We start from the raw sequence: 20,894 nt of genomic DNA, 5'->3' as shown, positions 1-20,894 counted from the left end.
CCAATGGAGAATCCGCAATGAACACACGTAACGGCAGGGTGATCGCCGACCAGACCATCTCCGCCGACGGGTACTCGGCCGGGCTCAACCAGAGCGAGGATCGCCCGTTCGGCGACGACGGCGGTGACGGCTGGGGCCGTGGGCTGCACGCCTGGATGTTCGACGCCGCCGAGGAGAACCAGGCCGAACTCGCCCTGAGCGACGCCGCCTCAGCGGTCATCATGGGCCGCAACATGTTCGGCCCGGTGCGTGGCGAGTGGGATCGGCAGTGGAACGGCTGGTGGGGTGACGACCCACCGTTCCACAAGCCGGTGTTCGTGCTCACCCACCACGCGCGGGAGCCGCAGCCGATGGAGGGCGGCACCACCTTCCACTTCGTCACCGACGGGATCGAGTCGGCACTCGCGCGGGCCCGCGCGGCCGCCGGTGGCGGCGACATCCTGATCCACGGCGGCTCGACCACCATCAACCAGTACCTCGCCGCCGGTCTGGTCGACGAACTGCGGCTGCACATAGTGCCGCTCACCCTCGGCGACGGTGTGCGGCTGTTCGACGGCGTCCCACCGCTGAACCTCGAACAGATGACGGCGCGGGCGGCTAGCACGGTCCTGCACGTCACCTACCGCGTGCTCGTCACTCCCTCTCGGTAGCCTGCCCGACGAGCCGGCGGAAAGCCGTAGCGGCAGAGTCGTACGACGGAGGATGCGTTGTCTGCTATCGCCTCACTGACAGTGGTCCCCAGGGACAGCATCACCGAGCTGGCCCGCCTGGCCCGCACATCGCCGTCGTCGTTCCACACGTACCTGGCCGAACACGGGAGCAAGACGCGGCAGGAGTACGACTGGTCCGGCTACTGCATGCTCTACGTCCTGACCTATCTGGAGGAGCGTGGCATCGACCTGGACCAGTCGGAGTTCAATGCCGAGTCGGAGGCCATCAACAGCGCGTACGGTCTGACCACGCTCATCACTCCAGCCGCAGGGTTACTGGATCAGCTCGATCCCGGCGCGCACCGCGCGGAGGACCTGGTCGCCCACTTCGAGGAGATGGGGGTGGACTTCGAGGAAAGCGGCGCGGCCGGTCTGGACACGCTGAGGCTGTTGCGCGACACCGTCACCGAACTCCGCGACGACCAGGTGTTGCTGCTCAACATCGGCTGAGGCCGACTCATCCAGGCGGCGTCACCACAGCGCGAATCGGTTGGCGGGGCCTGGCCGTGGTGTGGCAAGGTGCTCGTCATGACTCAGCCCCGAAAGGTCCATGGCGCGTAGGTCACCCGGTGCGCTGCGCGCACTGTTCAAGTCGGCCGGGCGGAATGCGGGCAAGCTCCGCCCCATCGATGGTCTGTCGAACGGCGCGAACGCGGCGATCGCCAGGCTCGAAGGCACCCATCCGGGTTTCGTTCCAGTAGCGACAGCGCTGGCCGGTTACCGTCGCGCCATTCGACGCTCGGGACGGTGGCTGGATCTAGGGGATGACTGTCCCTGTCCGGGTTGCGATGTGTTGTACCAGCGAGACGTCCTGGGCGACGCGATGCGCCGACTGCCAACGGCCGCCTCCCGCGAGTTGCGGCGTGTCGTCGACCCGTTGGACGACGAGTTTCTCCGGAAGACGCTGCCCGACCCCCGAGCTGCCGAGCTGAGTCCGTGGCACGCGCAGGCGTGGTGGCGGCAACGGATCAGGGAACGGTGACGGCCGCGGCACCGGAAGGCTCGTGGATGACCACCGTGGGCAGCCCTGCCCGCGGTGCGTGACCGGGTGCTCTCACAGTGGGGGAGGCTCATGCGCTGGTTCCGCGCGGCGCGCGGCGCCTCCACGACGAGCGCGACCAGATCCAGCAACCCGATCGGTGCGGAACGAGATCCGAAGCGGGCAGTCACCTTCAGCGACGCGGTCATTGCCATCGCCGTCACCCTGCTCGTCCTGGAGATCCAGCCGCCGGAGTACACCGAGCACCTGCTCCGCGGTCTCATCGAACTGTGGCCCTCATACGTGGCGTACGCCATCACCTTCCTGCTGATCGGGCAGATGTGGGTGAACCACCACGTCATGTTCGACCACATCCGCTCGGCCGACCGCATGCTGCTCTTGCTCAACACCCTGCTGCTGATGGTGATCGCGTTCTTGCCGTTCGCCTCGTCTCTCCTGGCCCACGCGTTCGAGTCCGGCCACGGCAAGCGCACCGCACTCATCTTCTACGGGGCCACCTACGTGGTGGCCGCCATCCTCTTCAACGTGATCTGGGAGTACGCCAGGCACGGCCGTCGCCTGCTGACCTCCACCACCGACAACGACACCGCCCGGGCGATCAGCAGACGCTTCCGCCCCGCGCCGTTATGGATCGCCGTCGGGACCGCACTGGGCGCACTTCATCCGGTCGTGGGCCTCGTAGTGGTCATCGCGTTCATCCCCTTCTACTGGCTGCCGATCAAAGGCGAGGTCGGCAGCATTCAACGCACCCGCGCGCAGAGTCAGGGTGGCTCGTAGACCGACCTTCTCTTTCCCTGCCGGTTCGGGCACCGTTAGCCCGTGAGTGAGTACACCGCAGCGAACATCACGGTCCTGGACTTCGACGAGTCGGTCCGCCGTCGGCCAGGCATGTACTTCGGGGCCGATGCGCACCTGGCGACCAGCGTCTTGACCGCAGTCGTCATAGCCTCACTCCACCCGGGCCCGAGAGTCGCGCCCACCGGTCCACCCGAGGTCACCGCGGAGATCCTCGACGACCTCGCCTTGTCGATAATCGACAACTGGCCGACCGGCCCGGACGGCTCAACCGCCGGCTACTACGGATCCCTCCTGACCTCCTACCGCTGGGTCCAGGCCGCAGCCGCCGCTGTGAGCACCCACTCCGTGATCGAGACCTGGCAGGCAGGCCACGCCCAGCATCAGGACCTCGCCGGCTTAGGCCCCGCCGGTCCAGTCCACGATTTCGACGCACCAGGTGGCACCGGCACCAAACTGACTATCACCCCGACCCGTCCTACTTCGCGCCGTCCACCCTCAACGCCCCCGCCCTCGACCTCCACGCCGAAGGCTGCTGCGACCTCCCTGGCCAGTTCCACCTATGCGACAGCCGCCCCACCGGATCCTGGCTGGGGCGTGGTGGACATCGACCGTTGTAGGGTGCGTGCCGTGGGATACACGGTGATGCCCTCAGGCCGTCTGCACCTCCCGGAGTCGGACGACGCCGCTGCGGTCGCCGCTGTTCAGGCCGCCCTGGCGGGACGAGGCGGCTGGTACGGGCCGGATGAGTTTCCGTCGAATGGCACGCTGGTCGACCTGGCCGATCCGGCCAGGGCCACAATCGTCCGCGACGGAGACTGGATCGAGTTCGGGTACGACGACGAGGGCGACCCCAAGTGGTCGAACCAGACAACGGCCTTCTACGTCGCGATCGCGCCGTTCGTTCGCTCGGGAACCGTCCAGATCGAGGGCGAGGACGGCGCCCGCTGGTCGTACACCTACGCCGATCGGCAGATCACTCAACAGGGTTGGAATGGTTGGGATGGGTCCATCGAGCCGTTCGGCGAGTATGTGGACCACCCTCCTTTGGACCACCCGTAGGCGCGGCACACGGAGCGGCTGTCGACCCAAGGACCGCGCTGGTAGCTCTCAGTCCTGAGTCCGGTCCTGCGGGATCCGCCCTCAAGCACCGGGCCCAGGTGATCCCAATTTCACCCACAGTAGTCGAGGGGCCATACCGTGGGGCGTGGGGGCGGAGCGAGATCCCCTCGCTCGACGTGCCGGTAGCATGACTTTGGGGAGTTTTAGCAGCTCAAACACTTGATCATTGATCAAGCAGAATATTGTGGACGGTTAGACATCTACATTCGCCCCTCGCCACGGATAGTAATTAGCTAACCGGGGATGACGAGGGGAAATGATGAACGAAACGCTGGCGACGGCCGTCTCCGATCACGGAGCGTTGGCCTTGGCTCTAGCCATCGCCGGAACGGCGGCAGGGTTGGTACGCGCATACGTTGCGCACCGAACACGTCTGCACGAGGAGCGTGAGGCGTCGACACGAACTGCCGCCCGGGCGACCTGGCTGATCAGGCTGGCGGAGGCTGATCACGACGTCGTGCGGATCGTGGAGCGTGATCGGGACGGGCATCGCGAGGTGGAGCTGGGCAGCCGCGACACGGCGCGGCGCGATGGCACCAGGGAGGCCGCGTGATGGGGGTGGAGGGCACCGCCGCCCTGACACCAGAGCCGGTCGACAGTGAAGCGGCGCGCAGGGCGGAGGCCGCGCGCCTCAAAGCAGAGCACGACAAGGAGTTCGCCGCTTTCGCCGAGGTCAGCTACCACACTGTGGAGCGGATTCTCCGGGCGGCGTGCTGGGACCGCGAGGTGGTTCAGGACGCTCTCAACGAGGCGTACCTGCACGGGCGGGTCCAGTGGTTCAAGATCCGTACCTACACCGAGCCGATCGGCTGGGTGATCATCACGGCTCGAAACAAGATTCGCAAGGAGCTGCACCGACGTCAGCGCGAAGCCGCGGTAGCGCCGGAAGATCTGCCCCCGGCACCGCACACGGACATCGCCGACGCATGGGAAGCGCAGGAGACGCTGAGGACCTGGTTGCACCACCTGCCGTCGCGGCATGCCGAAGTGTTCCAGATGTCTCGCGAGGGATTCTCCAACCAGGAGATCGCGCGCATCCTCGGGTTGGCCGAAACCAGCATCCGCTCCTACAAGCTCGCTGCCAAGAAGCGCCTGCGTGAGCTGGCCGAGGAGGCCGGCTATACGGACTCGGAGAGCCGCCGGCGGCAGGGAGGCAGCCGTGGACCTCGATGACATTCTCACGTTGGCCGAGACAGGCCAACCCAGTCCTCTGGAACTCGCCCGGGCACGCCGCGTGGCGCGGGCGGCGCAGGGCCAGTACGACCTGTCCGTCGTCGACGGGTACGAGATCATTGTCGATGCCGACCTCGTCGACCCGTTGACCGCGGTTGTCGATGAGGCGACCAGGGTCGCCCGTGCCGCGCAACTGGCGAAGCTCGGCACGGTCACCTGGACGACCGGTGGAGGGAAGTCCGGTGGTTTCGGGCACCTCACCTGGTCGGATGAGATGGCGATGATCTTCGGGCATGCTCCGGGAACGCTGCGCCTCACGCCCGAAAGGCTCGCCAACCTCGTTCATCCCGCAGACGTGGGGACGGTTCGCAAGGTTGTGCGGACGGCATGGGACCGCCGCCGCCCCGACGAGGTCACGTTCAGGGTGATCCAGCCGGGTGGCGCCGTTCGCCACGTTCACTGCCACATCGAGATACTCACCACCGACGGCGCACCATCAGGGATCATCGCCACCGGCGCAGATGCCACCGCACTCGAACTCGCCCGGCAAGAGCGTCGCCGGCTCACCACTCGAAACGAAATGCTCTGTGCCGACCTGGCCGCGCTGGACATTGTCACCGGGCTGCCGACCCGCAGTTACCTGACCGACGAGGTCGACCGAGCCCGCCGCACCACCGGCGGTGCACTCATCGTCGTAGCAACCGAACCCACCACCCGGCTACCCGATGCGCTCACCGACGAGAACCACGACCAGCTGACGGCAGAGGTCGCACAGCACCTGCGAACGATCGTTGGCGACGAGGTGACCTGCGGTCTGGTCGGACCCGGCCTGTGGGGCGTACTCCTCGCTCCGGCGGAAGAGCACGCGGAAGCTCCGGAGGCGCTGACGGCTCGGATCGTCGACACATTCCGCCGCCACTTGTTCAGCGTTCAGCACAAGACCTTGCGCCTCAACACGTGGGCTGGTCTGGTGCTCTTCGGGACCGGGGTCGTCGCCACCGGATTCGACCTGCTCATCGACGGCGAACACGCAGCCCGCGACGCGCGCCGCAGCGGCATCCCGACGACCGTACTCAACAAGCCGGTGGCGCCCAGGGACCGGATAGACAAATGCCGTTCGCAGGTACGACAGGCAGTGTCTGCCAACAGGTTCGCCCTCTACGCCCAGCCCATCGTCGACCTCCGCCTCAACGAGGTCACTCGCCACGAGATCCTTCTGCGGGTTCGGAACGATACCGGCGAGTCCGTGGCACCGTGGGCATTCCTCGACATGGCGGAGCGCGTCGGCGAAATCCTCACCGTGGACAAGTGGGTCATCGACCATGCCCTCGAACTGATCGGCCGCGGGGCCCAGACCTCCCACTATCAGGTCAACATCTCCGGCAAGTCCCTCGCCGACCCAGGGCTGCTCACCTACGTGACGGAGGCGATCCGCCGACACGGGGTGAAGCCGGAATGCCTGACCTTCGAAATCACGGAAACCACCCTCATCGAGAACCGCAACGAGGCCCTCGCCTTCGCAACGGGTATCAGAGAGATCGGCTGCCACCTCGCGTTGGACGACTTCGGTACGGGATACGGCGCCCTCGCTCACCTGAAATACCTTCCGGTGGATCTGGTCAAGATCGATGGGGTTTTCATCGTCGATCTCTGCCGGTCGCCTGCCGACCAGGCCGTCGTCTCGAAGCTGGTGGAGCTGTGCCACACGCTCGGCATCCGTGTTGCTGCTGAATATGTCCAGGACGAGGAGACGCTCGAGTTTCTGAAGAGGTGTGGAGTCGACTTCGCCCAGGGCTACAAGACCGGACGACCCGAACCTATCGCGGTGAGCCCCGAGAAGCCGGTGCGGACGATCGAACTCGAACTGCGGCTCCCGCCGCAGCAGACCGCCATGGGCTGAGTAGGAGCCAGAGACGTGAGCCAACGCGGCCGCGCCACGGTGCCGTCGATGCGATCACCCGTCACGCATCGGTCCCCGGCGAAGATGGCCGGGCGGTTAGACGTCGAGGTCGATCTGTACGGCCCTACATGGTCGACCTCGACGTTCTGGCGCCGGGTGTGGCCCGCGTCGACGGCGGTCGGACGTCGCCTTCCAGGCCACTGACCTCGGCGATGCCCACCGGCTGATTCAGCTGCTCGTGCAGTTCGCACGCCATCAAGCCCAGCTAAGACGTGAGGCCTGCCTTCGGCCAGTGTTGCCGGGTGGCTAGGCCGATATCGCCAGCAGGCCAGAGCCCAGCCGGAGAGGCTGGCGGCACCATCCTGTCTACGGCAGCCGTCAATGCCCTCCCCTCCCACTCAGGGGCGGCCGGCGTTCGTTTTGATCGTGTCGACGAACGCGTCCCAGGCGGCGGGCGCGAAGCTCAGCGTCCCGGCATCGGGCGCCTTGGAGTCGCGGACGTCGACCTGGACGCGCCGGTCGCGCACCTCCACGCACTGGCCGTTGCTGCCGGAACGGCTCGATTTGCGCCAGGCGTTACGTTCCATGCTTGCTCAGCTCCTTGATGAACCTGATCGACTCGACAGGTGACCGCGCCAGCGTCTTCAGATTGTCGTACGCCGCCGACAGCCGCGCCAGGTCGCGGCTCGACTCAAGGAACAGCTCGCCAGCCAGGGTTTCGATGTAGCCCAGTGGCGGCTCGTCCCGCTCGAAGCTGAGCAGGGCGAAGCCGCTGCTGTCCGCCAGGTGAGCGCCGGCCTCGAAGCGCAGCACCTGGATCGTCACGTTCGGCCTCCTGTCGGGTCATCCGGGCGGAAACCCGCTGGTCGATGGTCTCCTGGTCGGTCTCCCGGCCGATGACGTTGACCTCGCGGGCATAGCTCTCGGTCTGCAGTAGACCGGGCACGAGCATCGGCTCGAAGTTCTTGAGTTCCACGGCCTCGATCTCGTACGCGATGTAGGTGGCGTACTTGCTACCAAGCCGCTACCACCAGCCGTCCTCCCGCGGACCGCACGCCTGATCGAGCAGCGAGGTTCCCGGCTCCTCATCGATCTGGACGCCGTACGCGATCGAGACGGTGAGCAGGCGACGGTCTCCGCCACTCCCTCACCGGTCAGGCCCTTCGCTTCGCGGAGCTGCGTAGCTCCCGGCCCGGAGCGCGATGAAGCGGGCATAAATCGAGGCATGTCGTGATTCTGCGCCCCGGTGTGGTCGGACGCGGGTGTCGTTCGATGTGGCTGAGGTTAAGCGATCTGACGCCCTGATCGCTTACGCCCAACCTCCAGCATGCGCGTTGGCTGACCCGGCATGTCGATGTGCTGTTGAGCGGTATACCTCAAAGTCATATTCATACCTCTGAGGTATACCGCTCAATACGTGTCCGCCCCCGACGGAGGCGACCGACGATCACCGCCGACCGCCGGCTGCACCCACGGCCCCAGCCAGGTTAGGACTTACTCGTCCAGGCTCGCTCCTGCATACCCGGCTCAGAGTCGGGCGCCATCTCGTTAGCCTCAAGATCGCCGTTCTCGATCTGACCCACCTGGCGGGTGTGACCCCATCAGTTCGGCCACCTACTGCTGGGGCGGACCGAGACGCTTACGCTCCTCAGCGAGGTGAAACGCGCTGACCCACGCCTCGGTACGGGCACGTTCCACATCGAGCGCGTCGTTGTCCCCGTCGTGTAGCTCTGCGCGGATGTCGTTCCAGTCATGGAAGTCGCCCATCAGCCCTCTCTCCGTTACCCCTCGGAGGCAAGGCAACGCTCGTACGCGACCTCGGCGACACTGTGGCGTTCTCGTACCACCGCGTCCAGGCACGGGCCGATGATCCGTGGCAGCCGTCGTCAGGACGGTGCAAGTAGTCGGATTTCGCAGCGGACACCGCTGGCCTTGGCGAGCCGACCATCTCCGGTCACAAGTGGACAGGTCATCAACTCCGCCGCCGCGACATAGGCTGCGTCGTACGCCGTAACATTGCTCCGCAACTGCCACATTCGGTCGAGCAAACCCGAGATTTCAACCTCGTCGATGACCAGTGAGGGCAGAGCGTCGACGGCCTCTTGAGCGCGGGCAGGGCCGAGCTTGCCACCGAGGACCTTGCCCCTGATCACCGACATGACTTCCACCAGAAGATGGCCTGGCGCCGCCCAGTGCGGATCTCCGGTCAGTTCCGCCCGCGCCGCGTCGCCTACCGGCCCGTCGTCGACCAACGCATCAGCCAGGACTGAGGCGTCCACGACAATCATGCGGCGCTACCCCACGGCCCCCGCTGCTCCCGCTGGTCTGCCAGCTCGGCGGCACTTTCCCCCGGAAGGGCGCGAGTGCCATCAGACCGGCCGGCGAAGCGATCGAGGGTCGCCGTGTTGCGCAGACGTCGAGCCTGCGTCTCCACCAACTCCAGCAGGTACGCCTGAAGGGACTGCCCGCGCGCCTTGGCCTGGGCAGCCAAGGCGTCTCGTACTTCTTCCGGGACGTCCCGAATCTGGATAGCAACCATGCATTCATTATGCATGCATCAGCGCCTCGCTGCCCTGGAAGGGCTCGATCCCTCGGTCAACGGATCCCATGGCGATCGCAGCTCAGTCAAGAGCCAGAGGTCAGGAAGTTGGTGGGGCGGGCGGGACTCGAACCCGCGACCGAGGGATTATGAGTCCCCTGCTCTAACCGGCTGAGCTACCGCCCCGAACACCGCGCCGGATCTTATCCCGCTCGGCGGTCAGCAGCCAGCACCGAGCCGGCCGGCGCCCACGCCTGCGCCTGCGCCAGCACGATGGGCAACAGGAATATAACAGCGTGCTCGGGTACGCCTGTCAGCCGGCGCGCAGCTCGTCCAGTACGGCGCCGGCGGCGCGCCAGCCGCTGGTGAGAGCGCCCTGGATCGATGGGCTGTCGCGGTGGTCACCGGCCACGAACAGGCCCTCCCCCAGCGCCACCGGCTTGCGCAGCCGTCCCTGTGGCGGTGGCGCGGCGGGTAGCGCCTCGGGGATGGCCACCGTGGTGAGGTGGGTCCAGTCGGCGGTGGAGCGGCCGTACAGCCGGGTCAACTCGGCCCGGATGGTCGGCTCGGGTGGGGCCGTGGGGCCGACCACCGAGGTGGCGATCAGGTGCCGTCCGGTGGGCGCGTACGTCGCGGCGGCGTTGCTGAGCACCACGGTGTTGGCGACGAGTTCGCGTCGGTCGCCGTCGACGAGCAGGATCGGTTCGGTGAGCGGCGGCTCGGGAGCGCTGTGGTAGTAGGTGGTGTAGCTGTGCATGCGTACCGTCGCCAGGGCCGGCAGCAGCGCGGCCGCGGCGGGCGGGTCGACGGCGACCACGACGGCCCGGCAGCGGATGTCGCCGGCCTGGGTGCGGACCCGGCCCGGGGTGACCTCGGCTACCGGGGTGTCCAGGTCGAGCAGGTCGGCCGGCAGCGGCGCGGCGATGGCCCGGGGCAGCGCGGCCATCCCTTCGGCGGGCAGGCCGATCCGGCCGCGGGCGAAGGAGCGCAGCACCATCGCCAGCACGTGACTTGAGGTGGAGAGTTCCCGGTCGATGAACACACCGGACAGGAACGGTCGCAGCAGTTCCTCGATGATGGCGTCGGAGAGGCCGGCGCGGCGCAGCGCCGTCTCGGTGCTGGTCTCCGGCGCGTCGAGCAGCCGGGACGCGGGGAGGGTGGCGCACCCGGTGGCGAGCGCGGCGAAGCGCAGCCGGTCGAGCAGGGAGCCGACCCCGGCGAGCGCGGTGCCGGGACCGCCGGTCGGTTCGCGCAGCGGGTTGACCAGGCGCAGCAGCTTGTCGCCCTTGCGGACCAGCACGCCGGAGGTGAAGTGGCCGAGGTTGAGCTGGTCGGTGTCGAGCAGCGTGCCGAGCCGGGGGTAGGCGGTGTTGAGCACCTGGAAGCCCCGGTCGATGAGGTGACCGTCGACCACGTCGGTGGCGACCCGGCCGCCGAGCCGGCCCTCGGCCTCCACCAGCAGCCAGGGCACGCCGGCGCGGTGCAGCCGGCGGGCGGCGGCGAGGCCGGCCAGGCCGCCGCCGACGATGACCACATCGGTTTCAGCCAGCACCGCGCGCCTCCCGCTCACCGTTCGCCCGGGACAACCGGCCCGGCCACCAGATCTTCGGCCCGATGTCGTACGCGAGTGCGGGCACCAGCAGCGACCGGACGATGATGGTGTCGATCAGTACCCCGATCGCGACCGCCGTACCCAACTCGACGAGCACCACCAGTGGCAGGACGGCGAGGGCGGAGAACGTCGCGGCGAGCACGATTCCGGCGGAGGTGATCACCCCGCCGGTGACGGCGAGGCCGGCGAGCACTCCGGCGCGGGTGCCGCGCTTGACCGACTCCTCGCGGACGCGGCTCATCAGGAAGATGTTGTAGTCGATGCCGAGCGCGACCAGGAAGACGAACGCGAACAGCGGGAACGACGAGTCCACGCCGGGGAAGTCGAAGACGTGGCGGAACAGCAGCGCGCAGAGGCCGAGGGTCGCCGCGAAGCTGAGCAGCACTGTGGCGATCAGCAGCAGCGGGGCGAGCAGCGCGCGCAGCAGCAGGGCCAGGATGACAGCGATGACCACCAGCACCACCGGGATGATGACGTTCTGGTCGCGCTTCGCGGCGTCCGAGGTGTCCACGTTGATCGCGGTGAAGCCGCCGACCACCGCGTCGGCGTCGGGCACCTGGTGTACGGCCACCCGCAGCTCGCGGATGGTCCGCTCGGCGCCGTCGCTGTCGGGTGGGTCGGCCAGGGTCGCCTCCAGTTGCACCCGCCCGTCGACGACCTTCGGGGCGGCGTTCTCCTCGGGTGGGCCGGTCTGCGGGCCGGCCGGAAGGGGGCGGACGTCGGCGACCCCGGGCACGTCCTTCGCCACCTGGGCGACCTGTCGGGCGGTCTGCTCGGTGGTGAAGATGGTGGCCGGGCTGCCGGTGCCGGCCGGGTAGTGCCGGGAGATCACCTCCTGGCCGTCGACCGAGTCGGTGCGCTGGGTGAACAGGTCGGACTGGCCGAGCGTGGTGGCGCCGAGCTGGGTGAGGCCGAGCGTCAGCAGGGCCAGCACGACTGCGGTGGTCAGCCAGATCGGGCGGGCGTGCCGGGCCACGAAGCCGGCGACCCGGCTCCAGATGCCGTGTTCGGCGCGCGGGTCGGCCTGGTCTGCTCGGGGCCGTCGGGGCCAGAACGCCCACCGTCCGCCGAGCACCAGCAGCGCGGGTAGGAAGGTGAGCATCACCAGCAGGGTGGCGGCGATGCCGATGGCGGCGACCGGGCCGAGTGCCCGGTTGGAGTTGAGGCTGGACAGCAGCAGGCAGAGCAGGCTGACGATGACGGTGCCGCCGGACGCGATGATGGCTGGCGCGGCGCCCTTCCAGGCGGTCTTCATGGCGTCCCATGGGCCGTCGTGCCGGTGCAGCTCCTCCCGGTAGCGGGCGATCAGCAGCAACGCGTAGTCGGTGCCGGCGCCGAAGACCAGCACGGTGAGGATGCCCTGGGCCTGCCCGTTGAGCTTGACCACGTCGGCGTCGGCGAGCAGGTAGACGAAGACCGAGGCGAGGGCGTACGACATCCCGGCGGCGAGCAGCGGGAAGATCCAGAGGACCGGGCTGCGGTAGACGATCAGCAGGATGACCAGCACCACGACCAGGGTGACCAGCAGCAGTGGTCCGTCGATGGCGGAGAAGACCTCGATCAGGTCGGCGAGCAGACCGGCCGGGCCGGAGACGTCAACGGTGAGGCCGTCGCGGTCACCGCCGGTGATGTCGCGCAGTCGCTCGACGACAGTGCCGATCTCCTCGCCCTGGGCGTCGTCCACCGGTACGACGACCTGGAGTGCCTGGCCGTCGTCGCTCGGGATGGGCGGGGGCAGTGGGGTGACCACGCCGGGTATCTGGGCGAACCGGGCGGCGTCGGCGCTGACCCGTTGCCGGTCCGCGTCGGTGATCCCGGAGGGCCGCTCGTAGACGACCAGAGCCGGGATGGTCTGCCGGTCGACGAATTCGCCGGCGAGGTCCTGGGCACGGGTCGCCTCGGCGTCGGTGGGCAGGAAGGCGGCGTTGTCGTTGGTGGCGACCTCGCTGAGGCGCCCCGCGTACGGGCCGGACACGCCGCCGATCACCAACCAGGCCAGCACGACCGCCACCGCGATCAGCGTGGCCTTGCCGCCTCGTCCGGACATCCGCACTCACCCCATCCTGCCGGGCAAGCAGGTCGAGGGTGGGTGAAACCGGGTCACACACACACGAAAACGCCCGTCGGCCGGTGGCTGACGGGCGTACGTGGAAAAGCTCCCCCGATTGGACTCGAACCAATAACCTGCCGGTTAACAGCCGGCTGCTCTGCCAATTGAGCTACAGGGGATCGTGCTCCGCCCGACTTCGGATCTCCCCGACGCCTTGCGACGGGACAAGAGTACAGGACATCCCCCGGTGGTGGTCCAGTGGGTTGCCTCCCCGCCGTCGCATTGACAATAGGGGTAAATCGCCATCCCGGCACAACAATGCTTGAGCGGAGAGCAGGATGGGTAGTTAGCTGCGGACAGAGGACGCAGGCGCGAACAGGTCGCCTTCCGACGGGGCAACTCGCCGGGGTGACGGCGCGTCAGGTACGGAAGGAGCCGCCATGCGCGGAAAGATCATGTTTCTTGGCGGGCTGGCTGCGGGATTCGTCCTGGGCGCCCGTGCCGGCCGGGAAAAGTACGAGGAGCTTGTGGTCAAGGGCCGCAAGGTGCTCGACCACCCGACCGTCCAGGAGGCGGCCGGGGTCGCGCAGGCCCAGGCCAACAAGCTCTACAGCGAGGGCAAGGACAAGCTCGGCCAGACCAAACTGGGCGAGAAGCTGGGCACCACCAACGGCAGCACCGGCAAGCAGGAGCTGACCGCCGCCGACGACGCGTTCGCCGGCACGCCCGCCACAGTGGGCGCCAAGGCGGGCACCAGCACGGTCGGCACGACCTCCGGGTCGCCGTCGTCCACGAACCCCCGCACCAAGCCGTCCGGCTCGGGCACGAACGCCAGCACGCTCTGACCAATCGCACGTCGACGGGCCGGTCGCCGCAGGGCGACCGGCCCGTGGTCTGTCCGACGTGCGGTCAGTCCTTGCTGCTGAACGCCGCGTCGAAGGCGGCGCTCGGTGCGTCGAAGGCGAGCCGGCGGACGAACTGCAACGCCTCCGGGGCGCCGACCAGCCGGTCCATTCCGGCGTCTTCCCACTCGACCGAGATCGGGCCGGTGTAGCCGATCGCGTTCAACGCGCGGAAGCAGTCCTCCCAGGGCACGTCGCCGTGGCCGGTGGAGACGAAGTCCCAACCGCGCCGCAGGTCGGCCCAGGGCAGGTGCGAGGCGAGCCGGCCGCGCCGGCCATCGCCGGTACGCACCTTCGCGTCCTTGCAGTCCACGTGGTAGATCCGGTCGGCGAAGTCGAAGATGAAGTTCACCGGGTCGAGTTCCTGCCAGACGAAGTGCGACGGGTCCCAGTTCAGCCCGAACGCGGGCCGGTTGCCGATCGCCTCCAGCGTCCGCTTCGTCGTCCAGTAGTCGTACGCGATCTCGCTGGGGTGTACCTCGTGCGCGAACCGCACTCCCACCTCGTCGAACACGTCGAGGATGGGGTTCCACCGGTCGGCGAAGTCCTGGTAGCCGCGCTCGATCATCGACGGCGGCACCGGCGGGAACATCGCGAGGGTGTGCCAGATCGACGAACCGGTGAAGCCGACGACAGTCTTCACCCCGAGCTTCGCCGCCGCCCGCGCGGTGTCCTTGATCTCCTCGGCGGCCCGCTGACGAACCCCCTCGGGCTCCCCGTCGCCCCAGATGCGGCCGGGCAGGATGTCCTGGTGCCGCTCGTCGATCGGGTGGTCGCAGACCGCCTGACCAACCAGGTGGTTGGAGATCGTGAAGACCTCAAGGTTGTGCTTCGCGAGGGTCTCCCGCTTGCGCTCGACGTACGAGTCGTCGGCGAGCGCCTTGTCGACCTCGAAGTGGTCGCCCCAGCAGGCGATCTCCAGACCGTCGTAGCCCCACTCGGAGGCGAGCCGGCAGACCTCCTCGAACGGAAGATCGGCCCACTGGCCGGTGAAGAGCGTGATGGGTCGCGCCATTGTCCTTCTCCCCTAGTGTGATGGGGATTCCTTGTGCGGACCGGGGCGAGGGTGACCGGACGTGCGCGGCACCCGAGCGGTCACCGGTGGGTGCGGAACACACCTGAGCCCGGCGGGTTGCGCCTCCCACCGGGTCACCGGCCACCAGCACGGTCGCCGACCCCCACCCTATTTCCGCAGCACCCCATCGGGGAAGCCCCGCAGTCGGCCGATCATCCGATCATTTCCTCGGGCGCGGGCAGGACAGCCCGTACGGTGAAGCCACCACCGACGCGTGGGCCGGCGGAGAACGTGCCGCCGAGCCGTTCGGCGCGCCTGCGTACCCCGAGCAGACCCCGACCGACGCCCTGGCTGCCGCCGCCGGACGGAGCGGGACCGGTGCCCTCGTCGCGGACCTCGATGGTGATGCCCGCGGCGTCGTAGCGCAGGCGGACCCCGACCGGAGCGCCCGGCGCGTGCCGGCACGCGTTCGTCAGCGCTTCCTCGATGATCCGGTACGCCACCACGTCGACCGGGCCGGGCAGCGGTCGGGGTTGCCCGGCCATGGTCCAGCGCACCGGTTGACCGGCGGTGAAGCCCTCCACCAGCGCGTCGAGGCGGTTCAGGCTGGGCGCCGGCTCGGACGGGTCGTCGGGCTCGTCGGCCCGGCCCAGCGCACCGAGCAGCTGATGGCCTCGCGCCAGCACCGTCCCACGCCACTGCGCGAACAACCCCATGCAGGTCAAGGTACGGCAGCCCGCTGTGAGCCGGTCGGCGGCGGTCAGGCCGGCTGGGCCGGAGGGGCCGACGACGTGAGCCGTGGCCCCTCCGGGGTCAGTCGGTCAGGGCAGGGTCCACTTCTGGTTGGCCGCGTTGAGGCAGGTCCAGAGGTGCACGATGGTGCTGTCGGCGGAGTTGTTGCCGGAGACGTCCAGGCACTTGCCCGACGACGGGTTGCGCAGGGTGCCGTCGGACGCGGCAGCCCAGTTCTGCGCTCCGCTGCCGTTGCAGGTCCAGAGCTGGATCTTGGTGCCGTTGGCAGAGCCACCACCGGAGACGTCCAGACACTTGCCCAGCGCCTTGATCGTCGAGCCGGCCACGGTCCAGGTCTGCGCGGTGCTGCCGTTGCAGGTGTAGATCTGGATCTGGGTGCCGTCGGCGGTGCCGGCGTTGCGCACGTCCAGGCACTTGCCGGCGAGACCCTTGACCGGGCCTACCCCGGGAGTGCCGCCGCCGCCCTTGACCAGTGTGAAGTCGTCCAGGTCGAAGAGCCCCGTGCCGCTACCGGTGAAGGTGAGGTAGAGGTTCTGGGTGCTGGACGGGACGTTGGTCAGCGCCGTGGAGACGTTGGCGTAGGTCGTCCAACTGCCGGTGTTCGGCACCGCGACGGTGCCGAGCACCGGGCCGGTGGCCGAACCGGTGCGCACCTGGATGGCGCCACCCGCGCCGCCGGAGACGACCCGGGCCGTGAACGAGGTGACCCCGGTCAGGTTGACCCCGTTGTAGGCGGCCCAGTCACCCGGTTCGATGTAGCCGAGGGTCTGCCCACCGTTGGCGCCCTCCTTGGTGAACGCGGAGACGCCGTTGGCCGAGCTGAAGGTCTCGGCCTGGATCGTGCCGGTGGGCGGCGGGGTCGTGCCCAACTCCTTGATCCGGATGTTGCGGAAGGAGGTGTCGTCACCGGTGCCGTGGTTCTGGATGCCGATGTGTCCGGCGAGCGAGCGGACCGGGTCGGTGTTGGTGAAGTCGTTGATCTTCACTCCGTTGAGGAAGACCTGCAGCCGTTCCCCCTCGACCAGCAGCTCGTAGGTGTTCCACTCCCCCGGCGCGTTGAGCGCCGCGTCGCGGGCGGCGATGTCGGCGGCCTTGTACGTGTAGATCGCGCCGGTGGTGCGGTCGACCGCGTCGGTGGCGTCGATCTGGACCTCGTAGCCGTTGTTGATCGCCGAATACGGGTCACTCGACGGCGGGAAGCCGATGAAGACGCCGGAGTTGTCGTCACCGGCCAGCTTCCAGTCCATCTTCAGCGAGTAGTTGGTGAACTGCTTGGCGTTGTACCAGTACAGCCCCATGCCGCCCACCGAGGTCAGGGTGGCGTCGGTGTTGGTGAAGCTGCCCGGGCCGGCCTGTGACCAACCGGCCGTCGAACCGTTGAACAGCGGGGTGTAGCCGGTCTCGGGCCGACAGTCGGCCTTGCTCCGACCGGAGGCGTACCGGATGCCGCCGAGCAGGTGGTTCCGGAACCCCGCCTCCGCGTACGACGCCTGGGTGTGCCCCGCGCCGGTGTAGAAGGACCGGCCGCCGCTGTAGCTCTTGCACCAGCTCAGCGGGTGGTCGGCGCCCATCCCGCCGCCGGAGTACGACGACTCGTCGAGGGTGGCCAGCACGTGGGCGCTCGACCGGGCGTTGGTGCGGTAGTTGTACCACTCGTCGGTGCGGGTCCAGGTCTGCGGCAGGTGAGCGGTGGCCGCGTGGCCCCGGTCCTCCACCTTCATGTTGGCCTGCTGGATCGCGGGGTGCGAGGCGAACCACGCCCCCACGAGGTTGCCGTAGAACGGCCAGTCGTACTCGGTGTCGGCTGCGGCGTGCACACCCACGTATCCGCGGCCGGAGCCGATGTACGACTCGAAGGCGGTCTGCTGGCTGGCGTTGAGTACGTCGCCGGTGGTGTTGAGGAAGACGACCGCCTCGTACTGGTTGAGGTTGCTCGTGGTGAACGCGGCGGCGTCCTCGGTCGCGGTGACCGTGAAGTTGTTGCCCGCACCCAGGTCGCGGATGGTCTGGATGCCGACCGGGATCGCGTCGTGCCGGAAACCAGCGGTCTTGGAGAAGACCAGCACGTCGTAGGGGGCGTCGGCGGCGCTGGCCGGGGTGGCCGGGGTGGTGCAGGCGATGACGGCGAGTGCGGCCATGGCCGCACCGAGGACGGGTCGCAGGCGTCTGCGCATATCGCTCTCCTAATTGCGGTTAGGAGGGGCCCCTCGCCTCACACTAGGCGTTGTCGAAGGGCCCCTCCCGCCAGCTCAGGGCAGGGTCCACTTTTGGTTGGCGGCGGCGGTGCAGGTCCAGAGGTGGACCACCGTGCTGTCAGCGGAGCTGTTGGCGGAGACGTCGAGGCACTTGCCCGACGACGTGTTGCGGAGCGTGCCGTCGGCCTGGGCGGCCCAGTTCTGCGCGGCCGTCCCGTTGCAGGTCCAGAGCTGGATCTTGGTGCCGTCGGCGGTGGCGCCGCCCGACACGTCCAGGCACTTGCCCAACGACTTGATCGTGGAGTTGGGGGTGACCGCCCAGGTCTGCGCGGCACTGCCGTTGCAGGTGTAGATCTGGATCTGCGTGCCGTCGGCGGTGGCGGCGTTGCGCACGTCCAGGCACTTGCCACCGAGGCCCTTGATCGCCCCGGGCCCACCGGCCGGGGGCGTCCCGGTGACGAAGGTGAAGGCGTCCAGGTCGTAGAGCGCCCCGGTGCCCGACCCGGCGAAGGTCAGGTAGAGCGTGGTCGTGCCGGTCGGCGGGTTGCTGATCGTCCCGGTGACGGTGGTGAAGGTTTCCCAGCCGCCGGTCACCGGGACCGTGGCCGAGCCGAGCACGGTGCCGGTGGCCGAGCCGGCTCGGACCTGGAGGGTGCCGCCGGCGCCCGCCGAGGAGACCCGGGCGTTGAACGAGGTGACGTTGCCCAGCCGGTACGGCTGGAACGCGATCCAGTCGCCGTTGTTGATGTCGCCGACGGTCTTGCCACCCTCGGCCGGGGTCTTGCTGAACACGTTGATCCCCGACGAGGTGCCGTAGAACTCGGCCTGGCGGTGCCGCGGCGGCAGCGTGTGCTGGGTGTGCGTGGTCAGCCCACCGGCGTCGGTGTACTCGGCGTCGAAGATCGCGAAGATGTTGGCCGCGTCGTCGTGCTCACCGTCGACCGGGATGGTGATCGAGCCCGAGCAGCCGGTCTTCGAGGTGATCTGGTGCCCGTGCTGGTCGTGCCCGAGCACGTAGGTCATCTTGACCTTCGTGCAGTCGATGGTGCCGTCCTCCGGGTCGGTCACGGTGATGCTGTAGGGCACCGTGTCCCCGAAGCCGAACAGCTGACCGTTGCCCGGGTTGTTGATCGTGACGGTGGGCGCGGTGTTGCCGACGCTGATCTGCACGCTGCTGCTGCCGGTGGCGCCCTGCGGGTCGCGCACCGTCAGCGTGGCGGTGTAGGTGCCGTTGGCGCTGTAGGTCTTCGTCGGGTTGGCGGCGGTCGAGGTGGTCCCGTCACCGAACGCCCACGAGTAGGTCAACGCGCCGCCCTCAGGGTCGGCCGAGCCGGCCGAGGAGAACGTCACAGCGAGCGGGGCCGCGCCGGAGGTGCGGTTGGCGCTGGCCTTCGCGGTGGGCGCCCGGTTGCCGCCGCCGACGTAGTCGAAGCGGTAGAGCGCCGAGTTGGCGTCACCGTTGAAGTAGCCGGTGCCGTAGTCGAGCACGTAGTACGCGCCGTCCGGGCCGAACGCCGAGTCCATCACCTGCTTGCCGACCCAGGGGAAGGTGTCGATGGTGCCCCGGGAGCCATCGGAGTTGACGTGGATCGGCTTGATCCAGCCCCGGCCGAACTCGGTGGCGAAGAACTGCCCGTCGAACGACTGCGGGAACTTGGTGGTGGAGGTCGACGAGGCGTTGTACCGGTAGACCGGGCCGCCCATCGGCGACTCGGAGCCGCCGCCGAACTCGGTCGGGGTGCCGGCGTCACCGGCGTACCGGATCCAGGCCGGCTGGGCCGGCGGCAGAGTGGTCAGGCCGGTGTTGCGGAACGAGTTGTTCGTCGGCCCGCCGGTGCAGTTGTACTTCGCGCCGCTGGCGCTGGTCGCGAAGTCGAACTCGTTGTACGTCTCGGTGCTGGTGTTGGTGCCGGTGCAGTACGGCCAGCCGTAGTTGCCCGGTGCCGCGACCCGGTTGAACTCCACCTGGCCGGACGGCCCGCGGGTGGAGCTGGTGGAGCCGGCGTCCGGCCCGTAGTCACCGACGTAGACCACGCCGGTGGCCTTGTCCACGCTGATCCGGAACGGGTTGCGGAACCCCATCGCGTAGATCTCCGGCCGGGTCCTGGCCGTGCCGGGGGCGAACATGTTGCCCGACGGGATGGAGTACGTGCCGTTGGCGTTCACCTTGATCCGCAGGATCTTGCCGCGCAGGTCGTTGGTGTTGCCGGCGCTGCGCTGCGCGTCGTACGCGGGGTTGCGGTTGGTCCGCTCGTCCAGTGGTGAGTAGCCGGACGACTCGAACGGGTTGGTGTCGTCGCCGGTGGACAGGTAGAGGTTGCCGGCGGCGTCGAAGTCGATGTCCCCACCGACGTGGCAGCACACGCCCCGGCTGGCCGGGACGTCGAGCACGTCGACCTTGCTGGACTGGTTGAGCGTGAAGTCCGAGTTGAGGGTGAACCGGGAGAGCCGGTTGACGCCGTTCCAGGCCGAGAAGTCGGTGCCGGTGGCCGGCGCGTCCCCGCCGGGGGTGGAGAGCGGCGGGGCGTAGTAGAGGTAGATGTAGCGGTTGCTGGCGAAGCCCGGGTCGATCCCGACGCCCTGCAACCCCTCCTCGTCGTGGCTGTAGACCGACAGGGTGCCGATCACGGAGGTGGTGCCGTTGGCGTCGGTGCGGCGCAGGGTGCCGTTGCGGGCGGTGTGCAGGACCGAGCGGTCCGGCAGCACCGCCAGCGACATCGGCTCACCCATGTCGGTCACGCCGCGAGCCAGCTCGACCTGCTGGAAGTCGCTGGCGACGATCGTGTGTGCCTGGGCGGGGGCCGAGCCGGCGGCGAAGGTGACAGTGCCGGCGGCGACCGCCAGGAGCAGCGCGGATCCGGCGGAGAACCATCGTCGGGACCGTTGTCTGGGAGCGTCCTTCATGGACATCTGTGCTGTCCCTTCCTGACGTGTGACTGCCAGGCCGGGCGCGCGCCGTCGCGCCGGATGCCGTAGCGGTGGTGGGGGGTCGATGGGTTACCGCGCCGCCGGTTCACCTCGACGAAACATTGTCGTGTTGGTCACGACACTAAGTCGCACGTGTCGATGTGTCCATACCTTCCGGCGGTTCAGCATCAACTTTCGTCGATTTGATCGAAAGTCGCCGG

At 68.4% G+C, this 20,894-nt stretch carries 18 protein-coding genes, 2 tRNA genes and 1 pseudogene; 9 read left to right on the top strand and 12 right to left on the bottom strand.

Going from position 1 to position 20,894, the window contains the following annotated elements; all coding sequences use genetic code 11:
• Nucleotides 1-17: 17 nt before the first annotated feature.
• From KBX08_RS13985 to KBX08_RS13950, 8 genes are all read left to right on the top strand, one after another.
• On the top strand, nucleotides 18-650 hold the full coding sequence (locus tag KBX08_RS13985; protein ID WP_210783921.1) for a dihydrofolate reductase family protein: 633 nt from the start codon (nucleotides 18-20) through the stop codon (nucleotides 648-650).
• 57 nt (nucleotides 651-707) lie between these two features.
• A complete protein-coding gene (locus tag KBX08_RS13980; RefSeq protein ID WP_210783920.1) occupies nucleotides 708-1,160 on the top strand; it encodes a hypothetical protein in 453 nt (150 codons plus the stop codon).
• A gap of 340 nt (nucleotides 1,161-1,500) precedes the next feature.
• Nucleotides 1,501-1,692: a hypothetical protein gene (locus KBX08_RS33815; RefSeq protein ID WP_238686921.1), complete on the top strand. Its 192-nt coding sequence runs from the start codon at nucleotides 1,501-1,503 to the stop codon at nucleotides 1,690-1,692.
• A gap of 90 nt (nucleotides 1,693-1,782) precedes the next feature.
• On the top strand, nucleotides 1,783-2,487 hold the full coding sequence (locus KBX08_RS13970; protein WP_210783918.1) for a TMEM175 family protein: 705 nt from the start codon (nucleotides 1,783-1,785) through the stop codon (nucleotides 2,485-2,487).
• A gap of 42 nt (nucleotides 2,488-2,529) precedes the next feature.
• The gene (locus tag KBX08_RS13965; protein ID WP_210783917.1) at nucleotides 2,530-3,567 is read left to right on the top strand and encodes a hypothetical protein; all 1,038 of its coding nucleotides are present in this window, start codon (nucleotides 2,530-2,532) and stop codon (nucleotides 3,565-3,567) included.
• 319 nt (nucleotides 3,568-3,886) lie between these two features.
• Nucleotides 3,887-4,180 (top strand): hypothetical protein, encoded by a 294-nt coding sequence (locus KBX08_RS13960; RefSeq protein ID WP_247669373.1) that lies wholly within the window; start codon nucleotides 3,887-3,889, stop codon nucleotides 4,178-4,180.
• Complete coding sequence (locus tag KBX08_RS13955) at nucleotides 4,180-4,800, top strand: RNA polymerase sigma factor (RefSeq protein ID WP_247669388.1); 621 nt, start codon at nucleotides 4,180-4,182, stop codon at nucleotides 4,798-4,800. The genes KBX08_RS13960 and KBX08_RS13955 overlap by 1 nt, the downstream gene beginning before the upstream one ends.
• A complete protein-coding gene (locus tag KBX08_RS13950; RefSeq protein WP_210783914.1) occupies nucleotides 4,787-6,700 on the top strand; it encodes an EAL domain-containing protein in 1,914 nt (637 codons plus the stop codon). Before KBX08_RS13955 ends, KBX08_RS13950 begins: the two co-directional genes overlap by 14 nt.
• Nucleotides 6,701-7,098: 398 nt before the next feature.
• On the opposite strand, the gene KBX08_RS13945 is transcribed toward KBX08_RS13950, so the two are convergent.
• The 8 genes and pseudogenes from KBX08_RS13945 to KBX08_RS13910 form a co-directional block, all read right to left on the bottom strand.
• Nucleotides 7,099-7,287: a DUF397 domain-containing protein gene (locus tag KBX08_RS13945; protein WP_210783913.1), complete on the bottom strand. Its 189-nt coding sequence runs from the start codon at nucleotides 7,285-7,287 to the stop codon at nucleotides 7,099-7,101.
• Nucleotides 7,277-7,652: pseudogene (locus KBX08_RS13940) on the bottom strand (DUF5753 domain-containing protein). Before KBX08_RS13940 ends, KBX08_RS13945 begins: the two are co-directional and overlap by 11 nt.
• A 934-nt stretch (nucleotides 7,653-8,586) precedes the next feature.
• Nucleotides 8,587-8,988: a type II toxin-antitoxin system VapC family toxin gene (locus KBX08_RS13935; protein ID WP_210783911.1), complete on the bottom strand. Its 402-nt coding sequence runs from the start codon at nucleotides 8,986-8,988 to the stop codon at nucleotides 8,587-8,589.
• The gene (locus KBX08_RS13930; RefSeq protein WP_210783910.1) at nucleotides 8,985-9,239 is read right to left on the bottom strand and encodes a hypothetical protein; all 255 of its coding nucleotides are present in this window, start codon (nucleotides 9,237-9,239) and stop codon (nucleotides 8,985-8,987) included. The genes KBX08_RS13935 and KBX08_RS13930 overlap by 4 nt, the downstream gene beginning before the upstream one ends.
• Before the next feature lie 109 nt (nucleotides 9,240-9,348).
• Nucleotides 9,349-9,425: transfer RNA gene (locus KBX08_RS13925), tRNA-Ile, on the bottom strand.
• 127 nt (nucleotides 9,426-9,552) lie between these two features.
• Complete coding sequence (locus tag KBX08_RS13920; protein ID WP_210783909.1) at nucleotides 9,553-10,791, bottom strand: FAD-dependent oxidoreductase; 1,239 nt, start codon at nucleotides 10,789-10,791, stop codon at nucleotides 9,553-9,555.
• Nucleotides 10,781-12,898, bottom strand: a complete 2,118-nt coding sequence (locus KBX08_RS13915) for an MMPL family transporter (RefSeq protein WP_210783908.1) — start codon at nucleotides 12,896-12,898, stop codon at nucleotides 10,781-10,783. Before KBX08_RS13915 ends, KBX08_RS13920 begins: the two co-directional genes overlap by 11 nt.
• 109 nt (nucleotides 12,899-13,007) lie before the next feature.
• A tRNA-Asn gene (locus KBX08_RS13910) sits at nucleotides 13,008-13,080 on the bottom strand.
• 261 nt (nucleotides 13,081-13,341) lie between these two features.
• On the opposite strand from KBX08_RS13910, the gene KBX08_RS13905 reads away from it, so the two are divergent.
• Nucleotides 13,342-13,746 carry a hypothetical protein gene (locus KBX08_RS13905; RefSeq protein ID WP_091409037.1) on the top strand — a complete coding sequence of 135 codons (405 nt, stop codon included), beginning with the start codon at nucleotides 13,342-13,344 and terminating at the stop codon, nucleotides 13,744-13,746.
• Between the two features lie 64 nt (nucleotides 13,747-13,810).
• Here KBX08_RS13905 and KBX08_RS13900 read toward each other — a convergent pair whose 3' ends face one another.
• The 4 genes from KBX08_RS13900 to KBX08_RS13885 all read right to left on the bottom strand — a co-directional run bounded on the left by KBX08_RS13900 (nucleotide 13,811) and on the right by KBX08_RS13885 (nucleotide 20,676).
• The gene (locus KBX08_RS13900) at nucleotides 13,811-14,818 is read right to left on the bottom strand and encodes a sugar phosphate isomerase/epimerase (protein ID WP_030488695.1); all 1,008 of its coding nucleotides are present in this window, start codon (nucleotides 14,816-14,818) and stop codon (nucleotides 13,811-13,813) included.
• A 212-nt stretch (nucleotides 14,819-15,030) separates the two neighbouring features.
• The gene (locus KBX08_RS13895) at nucleotides 15,031-15,534 is read right to left on the bottom strand and encodes a sensor histidine kinase (RefSeq protein WP_210783907.1); all 504 of its coding nucleotides are present in this window, start codon (nucleotides 15,532-15,534) and stop codon (nucleotides 15,031-15,033) included.
• Nucleotides 15,535-15,639: 105 nt separating this feature from the next.
• Nucleotides 15,640-17,745 (bottom strand): ThuA domain-containing protein, encoded by a 2,106-nt coding sequence (locus tag KBX08_RS13890; protein ID WP_210783906.1) that lies wholly within the window; start codon nucleotides 17,743-17,745, stop codon nucleotides 15,640-15,642.
• Between the two features lie 75 nt (nucleotides 17,746-17,820).
• Nucleotides 17,821-20,676, bottom strand: a complete 2,856-nt coding sequence (locus tag KBX08_RS13885; protein ID WP_210783905.1) for a PQQ-dependent sugar dehydrogenase — start codon at nucleotides 20,674-20,676, stop codon at nucleotides 17,821-17,823.
• Nucleotides 20,677-20,894: the final 218 nt, after the last annotated feature.

Source organism: Micromonospora sp. H61 (genome assembly GCF_018070325.1).
In the GTDB taxonomy this organism is placed as follows: Bacteria; Actinomycetota; Actinomycetes; order Mycobacteriales; family Micromonosporaceae; genus Micromonospora; species Micromonospora salmantinae.
Note: the sequence above shows the minus strand (reverse complement) of the source record. Positions and strands in the feature narration are given on the sequence as shown.